Annotated in this window: 18 protein-coding genes; all 18 read left to right on the top strand. The window is 31.8% G+C overall.

Annotated elements, in window-relative coordinates; translation table 11 throughout:
• Position 1 precedes the first annotated feature (1 nt).
• The 18 genes from AP058_RS05840 to AP058_RS05755 all read left to right on the top strand — a co-directional run bounded on the left by AP058_RS05840 (position 2) and on the right by AP058_RS05755 (position 18350).
• Positions 2-1312, top strand: a complete 1311-nt coding sequence (locus tag AP058_RS05840; protein WP_066307791.1) for a polysaccharide biosynthesis protein — start codon at positions 2-4, stop codon at positions 1310-1312.
• Positions 1313-1348: 36 nt separating this feature from the next.
• Entirely contained in the window at positions 1349-2269 is a 921-nt protein-coding gene (locus AP058_RS05835; protein WP_066307784.1) for a glycosyltransferase, read from the top strand.
• 161 nt (positions 2270-2430) lie between these two features.
• Entirely contained in the window at positions 2431-3543 is a 1113-nt protein-coding gene (locus AP058_RS05830) for a glycosyltransferase (RefSeq protein WP_066307781.1), read from the top strand.
• Positions 3544-3554: 11 nt separating this feature from the next.
• The gene (locus AP058_RS17250; RefSeq protein WP_066307778.1) at positions 3555-4145 is read left to right on the top strand and encodes an acetyltransferase; all 591 of its coding nucleotides are present in this window, start codon (positions 3555-3557) and stop codon (positions 4143-4145) included.
• Positions 4133-5383 (top strand): glycosyltransferase family 4 protein, encoded by a 1251-nt coding sequence (locus AP058_RS05820; protein WP_082706591.1) that lies wholly within the window; start codon positions 4133-4135, stop codon positions 5381-5383. Before AP058_RS17250 ends, AP058_RS05820 begins: the two co-directional genes overlap by 13 nt.
• A gap of 11 nt (positions 5384-5394) precedes the next feature.
• On the top strand, positions 5395-6714 hold the full coding sequence (locus tag AP058_RS05815; RefSeq protein WP_066307776.1) for a hypothetical protein: 1320 nt from the start codon (positions 5395-5397) through the stop codon (positions 6712-6714).
• On the top strand, positions 6711-7850 hold the full coding sequence (locus AP058_RS05810) for a glycosyltransferase family 1 protein (RefSeq protein ID WP_066307775.1): 1140 nt from the start codon (positions 6711-6713) through the stop codon (positions 7848-7850). The genes AP058_RS05815 and AP058_RS05810 overlap by 4 nt, the downstream gene beginning before the upstream one ends.
• A gap of 141 nt (positions 7851-7991) precedes the next feature.
• Complete coding sequence (locus AP058_RS05805; RefSeq protein WP_231739572.1) at positions 7992-8522, top strand: acyltransferase; 531 nt, start codon at positions 7992-7994, stop codon at positions 8520-8522.
• A 38-nt stretch (positions 8523-8560) separates the two neighbouring features.
• The gene (locus AP058_RS05800; protein WP_066307770.1) at positions 8561-9658 is read left to right on the top strand and encodes a glycosyltransferase; all 1098 of its coding nucleotides are present in this window, start codon (positions 8561-8563) and stop codon (positions 9656-9658) included.
• Positions 9658-10197, top strand: coding sequence for a transferase (locus tag AP058_RS05795; protein ID WP_066307768.1), 540 nt, complete (start codon positions 9658-9660; stop codon positions 10195-10197). The genes AP058_RS05800 and AP058_RS05795 overlap by 1 nt, the downstream gene beginning before the upstream one ends.
• Positions 10190-11014, top strand: coding sequence for a glycosyltransferase family 2 protein (locus tag AP058_RS05790; protein ID WP_197413384.1), 825 nt, complete (start codon positions 10190-10192; stop codon positions 11012-11014). The genes AP058_RS05795 and AP058_RS05790 overlap by 8 nt, the downstream gene beginning before the upstream one ends.
• Position 11015: 1 nt before the next feature.
• Positions 11016-11960: a UDP-glucuronic acid decarboxylase family protein gene (locus AP058_RS05785; protein WP_066307764.1), complete on the top strand. Its 945-nt coding sequence runs from the start codon at positions 11016-11018 to the stop codon at positions 11958-11960.
• A 218-nt stretch (positions 11961-12178) separates the two neighbouring features.
• Positions 12179-12925 carry a glycosyltransferase family 2 protein gene (locus AP058_RS05780; protein ID WP_066307763.1) on the top strand — a complete coding sequence of 249 codons (747 nt, stop codon included), beginning with the start codon at positions 12179-12181 and terminating at the stop codon, positions 12923-12925.
• 167 nt (positions 12926-13092) lie between these two features.
• On the top strand, positions 13093-13860 hold the full coding sequence (locus AP058_RS05775) for a polysaccharide biosynthesis/export family protein (RefSeq protein WP_066307757.1): 768 nt from the start codon (positions 13093-13095) through the stop codon (positions 13858-13860).
• Positions 13861-13945: 85 nt separating this feature from the next.
• On the top strand, positions 13946-16267 hold the full coding sequence (locus AP058_RS05770) for an exopolysaccharide transport family protein (protein WP_066307755.1): 2322 nt from the start codon (positions 13946-13948) through the stop codon (positions 16265-16267).
• Between the two features lie 63 nt (positions 16268-16330).
• The gene (locus AP058_RS05765; RefSeq protein WP_066307753.1) at positions 16331-16735 is read left to right on the top strand and encodes a hypothetical protein; all 405 of its coding nucleotides are present in this window, start codon (positions 16331-16333) and stop codon (positions 16733-16735) included.
• Positions 16725-18125, top strand: coding sequence for an exopolysaccharide biosynthesis polyprenyl glycosylphosphotransferase (locus AP058_RS05760; RefSeq protein ID WP_066307748.1), 1401 nt, complete (start codon positions 16725-16727; stop codon positions 18123-18125). The genes AP058_RS05765 and AP058_RS05760 overlap by 11 nt, the downstream gene beginning before the upstream one ends.
• An 18-nt stretch (positions 18126-18143) precedes the next feature.
• Positions 18144-18350: a hypothetical protein gene (locus AP058_RS05755; protein ID WP_066307746.1), complete on the top strand. Its 207-nt coding sequence runs from the start codon at positions 18144-18146 to the stop codon at positions 18348-18350.
• Positions 18351-18825: the final 475 nt, after the last annotated feature.

The following is an 18825-nucleotide window of genomic DNA, read 5'->3' as shown; positions in this document are numbered from 1 at the left end:
CTTGAAAGATAAAGTTTTTATGCTCAAACAGCATCCTAAATATAACACTATACTCAATTGGGGAAAGTTAATTTCAGTAACAGGAAGCGCTCAGGTGATTGTGCAAGCTGTTGGCTTTTTATGCGGAATACTTATCATTCGTTTGTTAACCGTTCAGGAATATGCCTTCTATACTTTAGCAAATACAATGTTGGGCGCAATGACTATCCTGTCAGACGGAGGAATTTCGACTGGAGTAATGGCGCAAGGAGGAAAGGTTTGGCAGGATAAGGAAAATTTAGGAAAAGTATTATCTACTGGACTTCAAATGCGTAAAAAATTTGGTGTTGTAAGTTTAATTGTGTCGCTACCTGTTTTACTTTATTTATTAATGCATAATGGAGCTAGTTTGTTGATTTCTCTTCTGATAATATCAGCAATAATACCTGCATTTTTCGCAGCTTTATCCGACTCGTTACTTGAAATTCCCTTAAAACTTAATCAAAGTATTTTGCCGCTTCAAAAGAATCAGATAGCGGTTAGTTTAGGGAGATTGCTATTGGTTAGTGGTACAATTTTTATATTTCCTTTTGCATATCTTTCAATCTTAGCGGGAGGATTAGCAAGAATTTATGGAAATTTTCAATTAAAAAAAGTCACAAAATTATTTGCTGATTCTTCGCAGAGCGAAGATCCTGCAATTAAAATTGAAATTTCTAAAATTGTTAAAAGAAGTTTGCCAGGTCTCGTTTATTACTGTTTTTCAGGGCAAATATCAACTTGGATAATTTCGATATTTGGAAATGCTGCATCTTTAGCGCAAATTGGAGCATTAGGAAGAATAAGCGCAATTTTGAATCTCCTTTTAGTTGTATTTACAACGCTAATTGTTCCTAGATTTGCAAGAATACAAAATCAGCCTGAAAAGCTACTGCAACATTATTCTAAAATTGTCTCGTTTTTTATAATAATTTCTCTTTGTATAATTGCTTGTACTTACTTTTTTTCAGACCAAATACTTTGGATTTTAGGAAAAAATTATCAAGGCTTACACACTGAATTAGTACTATTAATAATAGGGACAACAATAACAATGGTAATGAGCTCGGCTCTATCGCTCTATTTAAGTAGAGGATGGATTTTACATTACTATATTTCCATTTCGGCAAGTTTGTTCCCTATAATTTTAGGTTGTTTCATTTTTGATATATCGAATTTGAAAGGAATTTTATACTTAAATATTCTTGTTGCTATAGTTCAAATGGTGTTGCACGTGCTCTACGGATATTACAAAATTTTAAAATTGAATAATAATAATCCGAAGACTATTTAGAAACTTTTTTAAAACTTTATCGTTCAAACAAATTATATGAGATATTCGATTGGAATTCCAGCATTTAAGAGTCGTTTTCTTGAAGAATGTATTACTAGCATACTATCACAAACATTCAAAGATTTTGAATTGATTATTGTTAACGACTGTTCTCCTGATGAAATTTTGGATATCGTTGAAAAATTTGATGATCCAAGGATTAGATACTTTGAAAATAAAGTTAATACAGGAGCGGAAAATGTTATTGATAATTGGAACAAATGTTTGCGGTTGGCTAAAGGTGATTTTTTTATTTTAATGGGTGATGATGATAAATTGGAAGCAGAATATTTAAATGAATTTGATAAATTGATCAATCGTTATCCTGAATTAGATGTATTTCATTGTAGACTTAAAATTATTAATGAAAACTCAGAAGAAATTGGCTTAAGCAATTGTTGTCCTGAATTTGAAAAGACAGATAACTACATTGTGAACTGTCTGGAAGGAAGAAGTGAACAATTTATTTCAGATTTTGTATTTAGAAAAAGTTCTTTATTAAATGTTGGTGGTTTTTTTAAACTTCCACTAGCTTGGGCTTCAGATTATGTTTCTGCATTTATTGCTTGCGGAGAGAAAGGTATCGCTTACACTTCCAGTCCTGTATTTTTATATCGAAAAAATCAATTCAATATTACAAGTACAAGCAGTCTAGAGTTAAAAAGGGTTGCTCTTATCGGGCTAGAAAAGTGGATTTATAATTATTTGGAGAACCAAAAAAATTCTTCGGAGATACTTGTAAAAACATTTGAAAAATTCATCAAAAATAATAAAGAAGCTTTCATTCAACAAATGGTTGGAAGACGAAAATTAAATGGTCTATTCATTTGTGTGACTAATCGAAATCTATTTGAGATTTCCTTCATCAATTTCTATGACTTAATTTGTAATAAATTTTTTAAAAAGACTAACAGTTAAATTTTAATAAGCATTGTGCTAAAGGAGAGCTAAAATTGTAATAAAACTAAATTGCAATACTCTTTTTTTTATCTGAACATAAGTTTTTTTATAGACGTTGTATGCAACTGCAACTCTACCATAATAAAACATTAATCTCTCTTACTAATTTAAATTAAAATATGGATATTTTGTTCCTCTGTGGATCCGCTCAAGCGGGCAAAGATGGAGTTGGTGATTATACACGGCGTCTATGTGGTAACCTTATAAGATCTGGTCATAAAGCTCAGATTTTATCTTTATGCGATCAACAGGTTATCTCTTTTACCACTGAAAATCAAGAGATAGAGGAAACTATAGTAGTAGTTCATAGAATTCCAATATCTACTGAAAATCAACAACGTCTTATTTGGTCGCAACGTGTGGTGAGAGAACTGGAACCCGATTGGATTTCGTTACAATTTGTTCCTTATAGTTTTAATCCGAAAGGATTGCCATTTTGGTTGTCTTCTTTTTTAAAAAAAATTAAAGGAAATCATAAGTGGCATATTATGCTTCATGAACTATGGGTTGGAATGGATTTAAATGATACCTATAAAAGTAAGTGTATTGGTTTGTTGCAAAAGAATTTAATTCTAAAAATTCTGAAATTTAAAAAGGAGGTAGCACTAAGTACTCAAACTGATGTGTATCATTATAAAATAACAGAGTTAGGATATAATGCACAATTACTGCCTTTGTTTAGCAATATTATTAAAAATTTAGAATCATGCCTAGAAACAGCTAAAGACGAAGTAGAACTGAGATTTTGTATTTTCGGTAATATTCATCACGGGGCACCTGTAGAAAAATTTCTTAACGATTTGAAACTTGCGCTTTCATTATCTGAAAAAAAGAAAAGAGTAAAATTTTTCTTTATTGGTAATTGCGGGAGCGCTATCGCAGAATGGGAAAATGTATTATTAGAACATCACATTGACATTGAAGTTACAGGTTTTGCCACAGATAGTGATATAAGCGATTTACTGTTAAAATGTCAGTACGGTATTTCTACAACACCTTATCTATTAAATCAAAAAAGTGGAAGCTTGGCTGCGATGTTTGAACATCAATTGCCTGTTCTGTGTATTGCAAGAAATTGGAGAACTAAAAACTTTAGACAAAAAAAGTTTTTAAATTTAACAGAGTATGAAAATCAAGCATCTATAATTAAATTTATAAGTACAAAATTTATAGCGTCAGATGAAAATAGTTTAGAATCTGTAGCACTAAAATTTGTAGAAGGATTAAAATAAAGATAATATCTATGGCGAGTCTGAAGTACTTATGGAGTAATCGAGTTCAGTTTAAATTATTTAGCAAAGCTTTCTTTAAGAGTTGGGCAAAAAGGCTATTAACGCTTTCTGAGTTAATACAGAATAATAGAAGAAGAAATAAGCTCATTAAGAATGGAGCTAGCATATCTCACACTGCCGAGATCGGAATTGTTACTATAAAAGGACGAAAAGATAATTTATCAATTGGTGATTTTTCTACTTTAGGTAAAGTAGAAATTGCTCTACATGATAAAGTAAGCATTGGAAAAAATGTTTGTATAAATGACGGAGTAATTATTTTAAGTGCTTCTCACGATGTTTCCGATTCTCTCTGGAGCCACAAAAAAGCACCTATATCAATTGGAGATTACGCATGGATAGCGACAAATGCCATTATATTGCCAGGAGTGACAGTTGGTAAAGGAGCAGTTGTAGGAGCAGGTGCAGTAGTATCTAAAAATGTTGCCGATTATTCCATAGTAATTGGTAATCCCGCTCAAGAAATTAGAAAAAATAGAACTACCACATTAAATTATAATCCTTGTGAATTTCTTGCAACAAATAACGCATGGTTAAAATGATATTGTTTTCACATCCAACATTAAATGAAAATGCTAAAGCGTTAATTGATGGATTGCTTAGAAATAAAATTTTATATAAAATCTATACCTGTGTTGCCATTTTTGAAGGTCAATTATTAGATAAGGCAAGCAAGCACTCAAAGTTAAATGATCTAAAACGAAGAAGATTAGATTCGACATGGCAATTGTTGACAAAATCAAAATCCTTTTTTGAGTTTGGACGTTTACTTGCATCAAAATTTCATCTACAATTTCTAGTTAAGCATGAAAAAGGATTTTTTTGCATAGATAAGGTGTATCAAAAGCATGATAAATGGATCGCCAATAATTTGATTGGTGAACAAAAAAAAGGTGCTACAGCAGTTTATGCTTACGAAGACGGCGCACTAGCGACATTTATAAAAGCAAAAAAAATAGGTATGAATTGTATTTATGACTTACCTATTGGTTATTGGAGAAGTGCTCGTTTACTAATGCAAAAAGAGTTTGACCTCAATCCAGAATGGGCAGAGACGCTTACAGGTTTTAATGACTCCTATAAAAAGTTGAGTAATAAAGACCATGAATTGGCTTTAGCGGATATTATTTTTGTAGCCAGTACTTTTACAAAAAAAACATTAGAAACTTATCCGGGAAATTTACCTGAAATAAAAGTAATTCCTTACGGTTTTCCAAAAGTTAGACAGAAAAAAATATATGAGCCACTGGCTAATCGAAAACTCAAAGTTTTGTTTATAGGCGGCCTTTCACAACGAAAAGGACTTTCTTATTTATTTGAGGCGGTAGAAGGAATGCGCAATGCAGTAGAATTAACAATCGTGGGACAAAAGTCAGTCGATAATTGTAGTGCATTAAATAACGCGTTAGAAAAACACCAATGGATTCCATCTTTATCGCACGATCAAGTTTTAGATTGTATGAAGCAGCATGATGTTTTAGTTTTTCCATCACTCTTTGAGGGTTTTGGTTTGGTTATTACAGAAGCTATGTCTCAAGGAGTTCCTGTAATTACTACAAATCGTACAGCAGGTCCAGATTTAATACGAGATGGGGTAGATGGTTGGATTGTGAAACCCGGTTCAGCAATTGCGATCAAAAGAGTGATAACCAAGATAATTGAAAGACCAGAACTATTAGAAATACTAGGTACTGCAGCTCAAAAAAAAGCACAGACGAGACCATGGTCAGTTTATGGACAAGAAATGACTGATGCCCTTTCTTCACTAAAGATTTTATAGTAATTAAGTAAATGAATATAACTGCAGAACTAGAAGTTGAACCCGCATACAAGTCTTTAAAAGTAGCCATTTGGGCTTATTTTTTACTTTGGATATTTGAGGGAGCTTTGCGCAAATGGGTTTTACCTACTTTTGCGACTCCTTTATTGGTCGTTCGCGATCCAATTGCGATTTATATAATCATTAGAGCATTTTACTTAAATGTGAAATTTGTAAATTCGTATGTTATCTTCGGATTAATCTTTACATTGTTTAGCTTGGCAATTACGCTAACCTTTGGACATGCTAATCTTTTTGTTGGTCTTTATGGAGCAAGAATTATGTTACTTCATTTTCCATTAATTTTTATAATTGGGCAAGTTTTTTCAAAAGAGGATGTACTAAGAATAGGAAGAGTTCTATTGCTTCTCAATATTTTCATGACCATAGTTGTCTATTTTCAATTTAGTAGCCCTCAGACCGCTTTTATTAATATTGGTGTAGGAGGAGAGGGAAGCGCAGGGTTCTCAGGCGCAATGGGATACAGCAGGCCGCCTGGAACATTTTCATTCATTTCTGGTTTGTCTAATTTTTATACCGCGGCTTCTGTTTTTGTATTTTATTTTTGGCTATCCAAAGATTCTTGTTCTAAAGTCTTGCTTTATTTGAGTACAATTGCTTTAGTTGTTGCCTTGCCCTTAACCATCAGCAGAGGAGCAGTAGTTGCCGTTGCGATTGTAGGATTGTTTGCTATAATTGCATCCGTTACTAGCGGCAAGATGATATTTAAATTGCTAATTAGTGCTACAGTTTTTTATTTGGTAATTGCCCTTCTGCAAAGTTATTCAACTCTATTTAATTTAGGAACGGAGGTATTTATGGATCGAGTTGATAGTGTGAATAATGCTACAGGAGGTGGTTTCACAGATAGCATTTTTTTAAGGGCAGTAAATGAATTTGTTCGACCAATTCTTGACTTATTTAATCAACCTATGTTTTCAGGAAATTTAGGTATGGGAACAAACGCTGGTGCGCAAATGTTAACGGGTAAAACCAAATTTTTAGTTTCAGAAACAGAGTTTGGCCGACTGGGAGGTGAGCAAGGAATCATCTTTGGTGGAGGGTTAATGGTACTGCGTATATTTTTAGCAATTAGTATTGCGGTAAAATCTTTACGATTACCACAAGAAGAAAAATTATTGCCTTTTATTATTTGTGGAGCTGCGTGTATTGCAATATTTCAAGGACAGTGGGCTCAGCCCAGCATTTTAGGTTATTCAATAATTATGGCTGGTTTTGTTGTAGCAAGTATGAAAAAAACAGGAATACCATTGCAAAAAGATACGTTATGACTGCGAAAATAGTTCTAATTGGCAATTATAAAAGTGATAAGCAATATAGCATGCAAATTTTTGAAGAGCTAATGGCAGAAGGCTATAAAAAATCTAAGTTCCATGTCAGTGTGATTCGTCCCAATGAGGTATTTATAAATTTTGCTTTTAATAAAATAATTTTAATGAAATGGTTGGGATATACTGATAAATTCATCTTATTTCCTACTAAACTTTTAATTATTCAAGTTTCAAACTTCATTTTACGTAAGCGAGTTAGTTATCACATATGCGATCATTCCAACGCGATTTATCTTTATTTTTTGCCAAAAAATAAGACACTAATAACTTGTCATGATGTTTTAGCTATAAGAGCAGGTCTCGGCTTTAGTGATACATATTGTTCTACTACAAAATCTGGTGTTTTTTTACAAAAAATAATTTTAAAGGCTCTATCTGGTGCTAATAAGCTGGCAGCAGTATCTGAATTCACATTAAATCAATTAAAGCAAATTGATCGTAAACCTAATATCAGTAAAAATTGGATATGCATTCATAATTCTTTATCTGAAAAATTTGCGCCTTTGGAAGAAGTTGAAATTCAAAAACTATTAAATAAATTTAAATTATTAAAAGACAAAGACCTTATTTTACATGTAGGTTCTGATTTAGAGCGCAAAAATAGAAAGCTATTAATTTATATGATTTATGAACTGCAAAAAGACTGGGATGGACTGGTGATTTTTGCGGGGGAAAAATTAAATTCTGAATTGCTTGAACTAATTCAAAAGTTAAATATTTCCAACAGAATCGTACAAATAAATAATCCTAGTGACAGGGAAATTATAGCACTTTATTCTCATTGTCAAGCTATGATCTTCCCATCTTATTCTGAAGGTTTTGGTTGGCCGATAATTGAAGCTCAAGCCTGTGGCGCACCTGTTATAACTACTTGTAAAGCTCCTATGATGAGTGAAGTCGGAGGAAAAGCCGCATTATATGCTGATCCAGATAGTCCTACTGATTTTATTAATCAATTTCTAAAATTAAATAATCAGCTTTTTAGAAATGAAATTATTAGTCTCGGTTATCAGAACTCAAAAAGATTCGATTTTGATAACACTATGAGACAATATGTGAAATTACTTAAAAACTGATGCACTATGCTATTCCTAAAGATAATAACAATTTTACTGCCATGGTCCTTAAAGCGTTTTGTCCTAATACAATGTTTTAAATACGAAATTCATCCATCTTCTAGAATTGGTTTTTCTTGGATCTATCCGAAAAAACTCATTATGAATTCGAATTCTACTATTGGACATTTTAATGTGGCAGTTCATTTAGATCTCATAACGGTAGGGCAGCACTCTAGTATAGGACGAAGCAATTGGATTACAGGATTTCCTACTAACACGGTTTCAAAGCACTTTCTTCATCAGCATGATCGTAAATCACATTTAATAATTGGCCAACATTCTGCAATTACAAAAAATCATCATATTGATTGTACTAATGTTATTCAAATTGGAAATTTTGTAACCATTGCAGGATATTCTAGTCAATTATTGACACATTCCATTAATATCGAATTAAATATCCAAGACAGTCATTCTATAATTATCGGAGATTACTGCTTTGTAGGAACAGCATCAACTATTTTGGGAGGAGCATCTTTACCGAATTGTTGTGTATTAGGAGCAAACTCCTTATTAAATAAAAATTTTATTATCCCTTATAGATTATATGGTGGTAATCCAGCTAAAGAAATTAAAGAGTTGGGCAAAGAATTTAAATATTTTAATAGGGAAGTCGGCTTTGTATATTAAATGAATTGATATATAAAATTTAAACATAAACTATACCATTGAAAGTAATTCATTATATAGCATCTATTGATAAAAGCGCAGGTGGAACGACAGAGTATATGCGTTTGCTCAGTAACGCATTAAAAGAAAAAATCTCTTTTAGCATTGCGACAGGAATATCAAAAGATCCTATTAAGATTGATGGTGTTTCAATTAAATTCTTTAATACTTCTATATTTCGTTGGTTTTCTTTGAGTAAAGAATTTAAAATTTACCTTAAAAATGAAAATCCAGATATTGTACATATTAACGGAATTTGGAGTCCACAAAACTGGGGTTTTCAAAAAGCAGCTCAGCAGTTAGGTATCAAAGTAATTATTTCTCCCCATGGTATGCTTGAACCTTGGATTTTAGCAAATAATTCTTTAAAAAAGAAACTTGCACTTTTTTTATACCAAGAGAAAGCTATAAAAAGAGCTATATATCTTCATGCAACTGCTCCAATGGAAGCTAAGACTATTCGAGATTTGGGTTTTAAAAATTCTGTTTCCACTATTCCAAATGGAATTAATTGTAATGATGTTAAACTAATTAAAGGCGATTATGGAAACCAAAAAATAGTCTTTTTATCACGTATTCATCGTAAGAAAGGCATTGAAATCTTACTGGATGCGTGGAGGAATTGTGACACAAAAAATTGGAAGCTTGAAATTGCAGGTAATGGAGACGAAGAGTATGTCGCGACTTTAAAGCTGAGATGCGCCGAGTTAAAAAATGTCCAATTTATAGGAGTTAAATATGGAGAAGACAAATGGAACTTTCTAAGATCTGCCGATGTTATGATACTTCCCACACACAGCGAGAATTTTGGTATTGTAGTGGCCGAATCTTTAGCAGTTGGCGTTCCAGTAGTAACAACTCAAGGAACTCCTTGGCAAGATTTAGAAAAGCATCAATGTGGTTGGTGGATCGAGTTGTCAGTTCTAAATTTAGAAAAAGCTATTGCAGAAGTAATCAATACTTCTATTGAAGAGTTAAAAAATATGGGTATGAAAGGAAGAAAACTTGTTGAAGAAAAATATGAAATACAAGTGGTTTCAAAAAAAATAATCGACTTGTATCACACTATTCTCACTGAAAATTTAAAAAATAATTAATGGAACTAGCCCACTACAACCATTCTTTTAGCTTGAGAAATAAAATGGCGAGACTAATATGGAATATTGTCCGTCTACTCTTCTTTCGTCTTTTTGTTTCTAGACTATTTAAAAAATGGCGGATATTAGTTTTAAAATGTTTTGGTGCAAAATTAGCGTGGTCGTCTCATATTTATGCATCTGTACAGATTTGGGCTCCTTGGAATTTGGAGGTAGGTAAAAATTCAAGCTTAGGTCCTAAAGTGGATTGTTATAATCAAGGAAAAGTAAGTATTGGTGCAAACACGATAATTTCTCAAAAAAGCTATTTATGTGCATCAACTCATGATTATACTAAAAAAGACTTTCCGTTAATTCTAAAGCCAATTACTATTGGCAACGGGGTTTGGATTGCCGCTGATGCCTTTATTGGTCCCGGCGTTTATATTCATAATAATGTAATTGTTGCAGCGCGTTCTGTTGTCACTAAAAATGTAGATAAAAACACTATCGTAGGAGGAAATCCTGCTCAACTTATTAAATCTAGAAGTTTTGAATAAAATTCCAATTTCTGTAATACTTTCTGTAAAGAACGAAGCATTGAATTTACCATCTTGTCTGGATAAATTAAAACGATTTGATCAAATAGTTGTCGTAGACTCTGGTAGTACAGATGATACTGCGAGAATTGCAAAAGATATGGGTGCCGAAGTAATACAATTTCAATGGGATGGAAAATTCCCTAAAAAGCGGAATTGGGCGCTTCAAAATGCAACGCTATTTCACGAATGGATTTTATTTTTAGATGCTGACGAATTTGTTTCTGAAGCATTTGTTTCTGAAGTAGAACATAAAATTACAGACCCGAATTTTAATGGTTACACGATACAGTTTCAAAACTACTTTATGGGCAAAAAACTTAAATACGGTTATGGGTTTCAAAAGTCAGCGCTCTTTAAAAAATCGAAAGGAGCTTATGAAAAAGTTGACGAGGATTTATGGAGTCATTTGGATATGGAAGTGCACGAACATCCCATTATAGAAGGCAATGTGGGAGTAATTAAATCGAAAGTTATTCATAAAGATTTTAAAAACTTAGAACATTATATAGCCAAGCACAATGCCTATTCAACTTGGGAAGCGCAACGGTATTTACAGCTTAAACAATCAAAAAACAAGCAGTTATCCCTTAACCAAAAAATTAAATACGGACTTCTTACCACAGGATTGCTACCGGCAGTTTATTTTTTAGGAGCTTATTTTTTTAAACTGGGGTTTTTAGATGGTAAAGAAGGATTTTATTTGGCACGTTTCAAGTCACATTACTTTTTTCAAATTCAAACAAAAGTTCATTCACTAAAAAACAAACAGAATTAAAATGAAAAAAATATTGATTACTGGTGGCGCTGGATTTGTAGGTTCACATTTGTGCAAACGATTATTAAAGGAAGGAAACGAAGTGATTTGTTTAGACAATTATTTTACGGGAGCCAAATCTAATATTATTGATTTGCTTGATAATCCGTATTTTGAAATGGTGCGACACGATATCACAGAGCCTTATTATGCAGAAGTTGATGAAATTTATAATTTGGCTTGCCCAGCATCTCCGGTACATTATCAATACAATCCAATAAAAACAATAAAGACTTCTGTGATGGGAGCAATTAATGTTTTAGGATTAGCAAAACGGGTCAATGCCAAAGTATTGCAAGCGAGTACTAGTGAAGTATATGGTGATCCGTTGGTTCATCCCCAAACCGAAAATTATTGGGGAAATGTTAATCCAATCGGTATTCGTTCTTGTTATGATGAAGGAAAGCGTTGCGCCGAGACTTTATTTATGGATTATCACAATCAGAATAAGGTTGCCATTAAAATCGTTCGTATTTTTAATACCTACGGACCCAATATGAATCCCGCCGATGGGAGAGTAGTTTCTAATTTTATTGTGCAAGCTTTGCAAGGAAAAGACATTACAATTTTTGGAAATGGATTGCAAACTCGATCGTTTCAACACGTTGATGATTTAGTAGAAGGCATGATTAGAATGATGAGTTCAGAGCCTACATTTTTAGGACCAGTAAATTTAGGAAACCCAAATGAATTTACGATGCTCGAGTTGGCTGAAGTAATTATTAAATTAACCAGTTCTAAATCAAGAATAATCCATCTCGATTTACCACAAGATGATCCCAAACAAAGACAACCTGATATTTCATTGGCGAGCGATAAACTTAATGGTTGGGAACCTAAAATACAACTGCAAGAAGGTTTACTTACAACCATCAGTTATTTTGACAAGCTATTGTTAAATGAATAAAAATCTCGCAGAAAAAACATCCCAACTTAATTTATCCTTTTTCTTCTCAATTTTGGTATAGAGATCGCAACTTCTTGCGCGCTAAAAGTTTAAAGTGTCTCTTTTTGTGTTTTTAACGAGTAAAGCAGTGCTTTATCGAAAACATTTCTTAGAAAACATTCTTTGTTTTAGTTTTATTCTCTGATTGGAGAAACAGTTTACTTTAAAAAATTATAATTATGAGAATTACTATAATAACCGTTTGTTACAATCGAAAAAATACAATCGAAAAAGCTATAAATAGCGTACTAGAACAAAATTATAATGATATTGAATATATAATTATTGATGGTAACTCTACCGATGGAACCAAAGAAATTATTGAGTGTTATCGAGATAAAATAAGTCAATTTATATCGGAACCAGACAAAGGAATGTATGATGCAATTAACAAAGGATTAAAATTAGCTACCGGCGATATAATTGGATTAATGCACTCTGATGACGAATTTTATGACAAAAAGGCCATTAGCAGAATTGCAGCCCGTTTCGAGGCAGACAAAAGTGTTGAAGGAGTTTATGGAGACGGAGTATATGTCTCGAATGATGCTGAAGAACGCTTAATTCGGGATAGAATTGGTGGTGTTTTTAGTCTCAAAAGAGTACAAAAAGGATGGCTTCCATTGCATCCAACCGTTTATTTAAAAAAAGCTGTAATAGAGAAAAATGGCGCCTACAGTCTTGATTTTAAGATAGCTTCTGATACCGAATTCTTGCTTCGCTATTTGTACAAATATAAAATTAATATGAGTTACATCAATTCGTACATCGTAAAAATGAGAATGGGAGGAATGAGTACCGATATTAAAAGTGCCTTTGATGTTTTACATGAAGACTACAAAATTTATAAACACCATGGTTTAAGTGCAGTTCAAGCAGTTTTTCTTAAAAAAACTATTGCTTTAAGACAATACATAATGCATTAAGTACAGAAGAATAGCCAAAGAGGCTGAGTCATCTCTAGATTTTTTATTAATTATAATTTATTATCAAAAAAATAATAACTAGTTCGTCGTCAATAATTGAGAAAAAAGTTAAAAATCTTCAATCTAATTTCAAAAGACTAAAACTACTAATTTATACTTCAACCGATATGAAAAAATTTTCACTGCTACTAATTTTACTGTTTTTATTTATGCTACAATCCTGTACCACTAGAAAACAAATGCTGTATTTGCAAGATTTAGATACCTACGCAAATTCTACTTTAAATTATGCGTCGACAAAAGTACAACCTAATGATATTTTAAAAATTGACGTTAGTGATTTAAATCCGATAGTCGCCGCGCCTTTTAATAATAGTACTGCAACATTTACGTCACAAACATCAGTTGAAATGATGAAGTTGACAGGCTACTTAGTTACGCCGCAAGGAAATATCACTATGCCAATTTTAAACGAAATTAAAGTTAGTGGTTTAACTCCAGCTAACGTCGAAAGTAAAATAAAAGAGCGTCTTATAAATGAGGGATATTTAGTAAATCCGACGGTTCAAGTTCGAGTTGTCAATAATAAGTTTACCATTCTAGGCGAAGTAAACTCTCCTGGTGTTCTTTCTTTTACTGAAGAGTCAATAAGCTTGCTTGACGCAATCGGAATGGCCAAAGATCTTACGTACTCTGCAATTCGAACAGATGTTAAAATTATTAGAGAGTTTGAAGGAAAGCGACTGGTTTATCATGTTGATTTAACTACTGCGTCATGGATGTCTAATCCAGATTTTAGAATCAGACAAAATGATGTTATTGTAGTTACACCTAATAAGTTAAAGGCAAATAGTGGCGGTGTAATTAAAGACCCGCTACAGGTTTTAGGATTAGCGATCTCTCTTACGGCAGTAATTTTATTGCTTACAAAGTAGAAAACAATTTTAAAAAAAATGAATAGTAAATGTCAAAATGAAAATTTTGATTGTGCCCCTACAATTTCTAATTAATTAAATAGTTATGGATTTTAAAAAAGAATTTTTAAAGTATTTTAGATATTGGCCTTGGTTTGTAGGTAGCGTACTTCTGTGCATAGGTGCTGCCTATGCTTACATAAAAATGGTGCCAACAACATATCAAACTTCCGCTTCTATTTTTATTGATAAGAAACAAGAAGATAAAACTAAAATAATTACGATAAGTACAGATCAAAAAAGTAAAGAGGATAACCTAGAAGACGAAATTAGACTAATCACATCAAATGAATTTTTATCAAATGTGGTCAAAAATCTGAATTTAAACATCAGTTACTTTCAAAAGGAATATACCGTTCAAAATAAGTTTGTAATTGAAGTTCCTTTTATTATAAAACCTACTATTTCTAAAGATTCGCTACCACAAATCTCTTATGAAGTCAAAGTTGATGGAAACGGATTTATTGTAACTGATTTAGACACAGAAAAAAGCTTTGTGATTAATGGGTATGACGGAAAAGAAGATTTGGCAGGTTTACCATTTACAATTAAGTTGTCTGCTAAAGCCAGAAAAAATCCCACTTATTATTTCGAAAATCAGTATAAAGTCGTTCTAGAACCAATAGATATTGCTGTAAAAAATCTAAAGGCATCACTTATTGTTTTATCTGACGAAAAGTCTAAAGGAACAATTGACTTAAATCATGTCGGGTCAAGTCCTATTCGTTCAAGAAAAATCTTAAATGAAATTATTGTTTTGTTGGATAAAAGTATCGTGATCAACAAACAAAAGTTATATACCAATACGGTTTCTTATTTAAATCAAAGAATCAAAAACTTTACTAAAGAGAAAGATTCTATTGAAAGTGTAAAAGAAAAGTTTTTACAGAATAATGACATTCTAGTAATGGACAATTATATTCTTGAGAAAACGGCCGATAGAAGTCAGAAAAACGAGAGTTATTCATTAAATGAAAAGCAAATCGCACTAACTAATTTTGCAATTAATGACATCCGAAGATCAAATGGTACAACAACTTTGGGTACTGATTATAAACTAGAAGCGCCGACAGTAAACCAAATGCTTTTAAATTACAATGCAAGACTTATGGACAGTGAGTTGATTTTGCAAAGAGCACAAAAAAACAATCCTGCATATATTACTGTAATGACGCAGTTAAGAGTGCAAAAACAAGAAATATTAAACACACTCGAAGGCTATTTAAATTTTCTAAACCAAACCACTAGAGTGAATAGATCAGAACAATATACTGCCAATTCAAAAGCGAAAAGTATTCCAACAAAAGATAAAATATTGGGTAATATCAATAGTAATTTGAATATGAAGGAAGAGACTTATGTCGCATTATTGCAGAAAAGAGAAGAAGCCGTTCTAAATGGTGCAATTTTAGAATCTAATTTAAAGACTTTAAATGCACCCGAGACTAACTATTCGGCAATTTTCCCACAACCTAAATCTTTTATGTTGGGTGCTTTGCTTTTTGGTTTGCTTTTTCCTTTCGGAATAGTGTATGTGAGCTTATGGTTGGATACTAAAATACACAATGAAGAAGACGTTCAAAAAATTCTTCCTAATATACCTTTGCTAGGTTTTATACCGAAAGTAGATACAGTTGAAAAACTGGATAACACAGCTACTTCTCGTTCTTTTATAGCAGAAGCTACTCGTACTTTAGTCTCAAATATATCGTATTTAGTGCCTGGAAAAACTGAAAATAAAGGAAGTACAATACTGTTTACGTCATCTATTCAAGGAGAAGGAAAATCTTTTTGTGCCTTTCATAGTGCAGTATCTATTAGTAATCAAAATAAAAAAGTATTGCTTATTGGAGTCGATTTAAGAAATCCTCAACTGCATGAATATTTTAAGATTGACAGAAATGTGTTAGGACTAACTGATTACTTATCTAACAAAAGTGAAAATTGGAAAGGACTTGTGCAAAAGGGTACTAATTTCTCTAAGAATCTAGATGTATTGTTCTCTGGAGAAATTCCTCCAAATCCTACTCAATTAATAACTAATTCTAATTTTGAGTCGTTGATTGAAGAAGCAAAGAGTATATATGATTACATAATACTAGATACTGCGCCAATTCAGATGGTGTCTGATACACTTAATTTAAGCTATTTGGCAGATGTCACCGTATTCGTCGTAAAATATGATTATACAGATAAAACCAGTTTAGCTCGCGTAGACAATTTTATTAAAAAAGAACAATTAAAAAATGTAGGTATTCTGATTAATGGAGTAAATATGAAAACGGCCTATGGATATGGCTATGGCCGAAATTATACGTATCAATATCAGGAGATAGATGTAAAGAGACCTTGGTTTAAAAGAGCGTAATCTTTTAAAATACTATAATTATATAGCAAAATTAGAAGAATTTACTAAATAAAATAATATAAAATGTCTACCCAAATAGTTTTACTGCTATTAGTTATCTGCGTTGTTTTTTATTTTTCATGGCTTTCAGATCCTAGTTTTGTAAATCAAATATATTTACCAAAGTGGCTGTTAAAGTGGCATAAACAATATTATAATTTGCGAACAGCAATATCTTTTATAAGTATAGGATTTTTTTTAGAAGTATATACACAGCATAAGAATTCATGGATAAAATGTCCTGGTAAGAATGTGAATCTAATACAAAATTTAAGTTTTGCAACAATAATGGTTTGCATAGCTGAAGCAGGAAAATTACTTATTACAAAGAGAACTCCTGATTTATTAGATGTTTTCTTTGGATTTACAAGAAGTTTGAAAGGAGCATTATTCTACAACTTATATAAAAGATTAAGAAATGCGAAATAGACACAAATTCACCTCTATCATTTGCTGCGCAATGGCAGACATGATCGCGATGTTACTTGGAACTATAGTATTTCTGAATTTTGCAATTAAAGAAAATAGTGGATGGAATACTTTGTTTCAAGACAAAATGATTCCCATTACAGTTTTAAGTTGGCTATTTTCAGTTGCTTATTTTCAATTGTATCGAGTAGATGTTCTTTTTAGTTTAGAATATTTTTTTAGAAATAGCTGGCGTGCTTTTCTGATGCAGCGAATTCTATGGCATATTTATATTATTATTTTTCAGGATAAAGTAGAATACTTTTTAGGAAGTAAGGCCAACTTATTTCAATTGAGTTTTTTGCTATTGTATTTTTTGGTATCTAGAATAGTATTTACAGTTGTAATAGAAAAAGTTAAAGGACGTATTTTTAAATCGTATACAGTTGCAATTTGGGGGTTTAATAAAACGAGTATTGAATTGGCTTCTCATTTAGAAAGTAATTCATTTTTTATAGATTTTATAGGTATTCTTAACGAAAATTCGTCGGAGACGTACACAAATAATGAAGATTTTAGTTTGGCACTTTCAGAAGCGATTCATAGTGCATCGAATAGTAATATTAATGAATTATATATTGTCTCAAAACCAGATTTTATTTCAGATTTAAATTATTTTTTTGAGCTTGGCGATAAGCATTGTATGCGTTTAAAATTTGTTCCTGATTTTTCATCAATTTCAAAAAAACATTTTAATTCAAGTCATGTAAATCATTTTCATGTGATTAAACCTCGTTTCGAGCCGTTGCAAAATGCTTATAACAGATTGATTAAAAGAGTATTTGATATTGTTTTTAGTTCATTGGTGATTGTGTTAATCATGTCGTGGCTTTATCCGTTGTTAGCATTTTTCATCAAGAAACAAAGTAAAGGACCAGTACTATTTAAACAAATACGAACAGGTAAAAAAAACGAGCCCTTTTGCTGTTATAAATTTCGAAGTATGTATATCGATGGGTCAGACGAAAGTATACAAGCTCAAAAAGGAGATTGCAGAATAACGCCGATTGGTAAATTTTTACGACGCACGAGTTTAGATGAAATGCCTCAGTTCTTTAATGTGTGGTTAGGAAATATGAGTGTCGTAGGTCCTAGACCTCACATGATCAAGCATACTTCTGATTACAATTGTCATATTAATAATTTTATGGTTCGTCATTTTGTCAAACCAGGAATTACAGGTCTAGCTCAGGTTAAAGGTCTTAGGGGTGAAACTAAAAATGTATCTGATATGAAACGTCGTGTTACCACAGACATTCAATATGTACAAGGATGGAGCTTAATTACAGACATTAAAATTTGCTTTTTAACAATTATAGTAACCTTAAAAGGAGATGAAAATGCTTTTTAAATTAAAAATATAGAAATTATGGACATTACAAATTATGTTGTCGGTTTAGTGACAGGGGTTTCTGTAACAACCTTTTTTATCGGAAAAGAATGGTATAAATATTATACCAGATATACGATTCAAAAAAAACAATTGGATCGCGTTTTAAAGTTGAATGATAAAATTAAAAATTATAAACAATCTGAAACTTCAACTCTTAGTGCTAGCATGAGAATTTTGAATTAATAATACTGACCGTTATTATTGCTTATAAATAAATAGTAATCTTTCAATTCTTTTGTGATTCTAAAATGGGGAGTTTAAAAAATAACTTTTGCTACCTATATATAAGGAACAAAGTAATCCTGCACAATATTCAAAATTTGTATTAAAAAAGAAAGTTTAGCCTAATTATTAATATATACCATTGGTACTGTCCAGATGATGTAAATACAAGATAATGTTGCTACACTATAAAAATTTACAATTAAATGAAATGCATTACTCATTGACTTTTTTCAAAGAGAGAACACTGCAATAGAACGGTGGCAAAAAGAATTCCCAAGTAAAGTGCTGCAGTTGTAACAATATCAATTAGTTAGGAATGCATAAGAAAAAAGATGGGAAAAATGCAATAAAAAAGATTGAATATGTAAATAAATAAACTACATTTGCACCCCGCTAAAGGCGCAAGTTATTTGAGATACTGACAAGGAAGAAT

Origin of the sequence: Flavobacterium sp. TAB 87 (assembly GCF_001529295.1) — a bacterium.
Taxonomy (GTDB): domain Bacteria; phylum Bacteroidota; class Bacteroidia; order Flavobacteriales; family Flavobacteriaceae; genus Flavobacterium.
This window is presented reverse-complemented; position numbering and strand designations above follow the sequence as displayed.